Raw genomic sequence first — 2,556 nt, 5'->3', positions numbered from 1 at the left:
CGGTGCGTTTATTTGAGGGAACGATCAAGCCGATCGGATTATTAGTACTGGTTAGCTTCACTCCTCACGGAGCTTCCACACCCAGCCTATCAACGTGGTCGTCTACCACGATCCTCAGCGAGACCTTGTTTTGAGGTTAGTTTCCCGCTTAGATGCTTTCAGCGGTTATCTATTCCATACTTAGCTACCCTGCTGCGCGGCTGGCGCCACGACAGGTCCACCAGAGGTATGTCCATCCCGGTCCTCTCGTACTAGGGACAGATCCTCTCAAGTCTCGAACACCCACGGCAGATAGGGACCAAACTGTCTCACGACGTTCTGAACCCAGCTCACGTACCACTTTAAATGGCGAACAGCCATACCCTTGGGACCTGCTCCAGCCCCAGGATGTGATGAGCCGACATCGAGGTGCCAAACTTTGCCGTCGATATGGACTCTTGGGCAAAATCAGCCTGTTATCCCTAGAGTACCTTTTATCCGTTGAGCGATGGCCCTTCCACGCAGGACCACCGGATCACTATGGCCGACTTTCGTCTCTGCTCGACTTGTCAGTCTCGCAGTCAGGCGGGCTTATGCCATTGCACTCAGCGAACGATTTCCGACCGTTCTGAGCCCACCATCGCGCGCCTCCGTTACACTTTGGGAGGCGACCGCCCCAGTCAAACTACCCACCACGCCATGTCCCGGACCCGGATAGACGGGCCGCGGTTAGACGCCAACAGCAATAAGGGTGGTATTTCAAGGATGGCTCCACAGAGACTGGCGCCCCTGCTTCATAGCCTCCCACCTATCCTACACATGTTGCTGCTAACGCCAAGGCGAAGCTATAGTAAAGGTTCATAGGGTCTTTCCGTCTGACCGCGGGAACCCCGCATCTTCACGGGGAATTCAATTTCGCTGAGCCTATGCTGGAGACAGTGGGGAAGTCGTTACGCCATTCGTGCAGGTCGGAACTTACCCGACAAGGAATTTCGCTACCTTAGGACCGTTATAGTTACGGCCGCCGTTTACCGGGGCTTCAATTCGGAGCTTGCACCCCTCCTTTTAACCTTCCGGCACCGGGCAGGCGTCAGACCCTATACGTCGCTTTACAGCTTCGCAGAGCCCTGTGTTTTTGATAAACAGTCGCTACCCCCTGGCTTGTGCCACTCAGTCCTGCTTGCGCAAGGTGAGTCACGCTTATCCCGAAGTTACGCGTGTAATTTGCCGAGTTCCTTCAGCATAGTTCTCTCAAGCGCCTTGGTATGCTCTACCTGACCACCTGTGTCGGTTTCGGGTACAGTCTATGTATGAGTTATTTCCAGGGACAGCTTCGCTGCACGTACAATCCAATAAGCACGTACAACTTACACCATCCGTCACTTCATACTGGCTCCGGAATATTCACCGGATTCCCATCGACTACGCCTTTCGGCCTCGCCTTAGGGGCTGGCTAACCCTGCGCAGATTAGCTTTACGCAGGAACCCTTGGTCTTTCGGCGAGAGTGTCTCTCACACTCTTTATCGCTACTCATGTCAGCATTCTCACTTCCGATACCTCCAGCCAACCTCACGATTGACCTTCTCAGGCTTACGGAACGCTCCGCTACCGCTCACTTACGTGAACCCATATCTTCGGCGTATGGCTTGAGCCCCGTTACATTTTCCGCGCAGGATCGCTTGATCAGTGAGCTGTTACGCTTTCTTTAAAGGATGGCTGCTTCTAAGCCAACCTCCTGATTGTCAATGCAATCCCACATCGTTTCCCACTTAGCCATAACTTGGGGGCCTTAGATGATGGTTAGGGTTGTTTCCCTTTTCACGACGGACGTTAGCACCCGCCGTGTGTCTGCCGGACAGTTCTCTTGGGTATTCGGAGTTTGGTTAGAATTGGTACAGCTCGCGCCGCCCGCATCCATCCAGTGCTCTACCCCCCAAGGAATACATCCGACGCTCTACCTAAATAGATTTCGCGGAGAACCAGCTATGTCCAGGTTTGATTGGCCTTTCACCCCTATCCACAAGTCATCCGAGTCTTTTTCAACAGACACCGGTTCGGACCTCCAGTAGGTGTTACCCTACCTTCATCCTGCTCATGGATAGATCACCTGGTTTCGGGTCGTCATGCGACGAACTTAACGCTCTATTCAAACTCGCTTTCGCTACGCCTACACCTATCGGCTTAAGCTTGCTCGGCACATGAAGTCGCTGACCCATTATACAAAAGGTACGCCGTCACCCCGCTTGGGGGCTCCGACTGCTTGTAGGCTTCCAATTTCAGGTTCTGTTTCACTCCCCTTGTCGGGGTGCTTTTCACCTTTCCCTCACGGTACTTGTTCACTATCGGTCGCAGAGGAGTACTTAGGCTTGGAGGGTGGTCCCCCCATATTCAGACAGGATTTCACGTGTCCCGCCCTACTCGAGGATCTTGCTAGTTGACGCCTACGGGACTATCACCCGCTATGGTCAGCCTTTCCAGACTGTTCGGCTTTATATCACAAGATCACTGGCCTGGTCCGATTTCGCTCGCCACTACTTTCGGAGTCTCGGTTGATGTCCTTTCCTCCGGGTACTGAG

1 rRNA gene (running past one end of the window) is annotated in these 2,556 nt (G+C 53.6%); it reads right to left on the bottom strand.

The features are described 5' to 3' along the window. Window positions 1-20: 20 nt before the first annotated feature. Window positions 21-2,556, bottom strand: a 23S ribosomal RNA gene (locus ACK8OE_RS20620) (it continues 242 nt past the right edge of the window).

The sequence above is a fragment of the Asticcacaulis sp. W401b genome, from assembly GCF_046503825.1.
Classification (GTDB): Bacteria; Pseudomonadota; Alphaproteobacteria; order Caulobacterales; family Caulobacteraceae; genus Asticcacaulis.
Note: the sequence above shows the minus strand (reverse complement) of the source record. Positions and strands in the feature narration are given on the sequence as shown.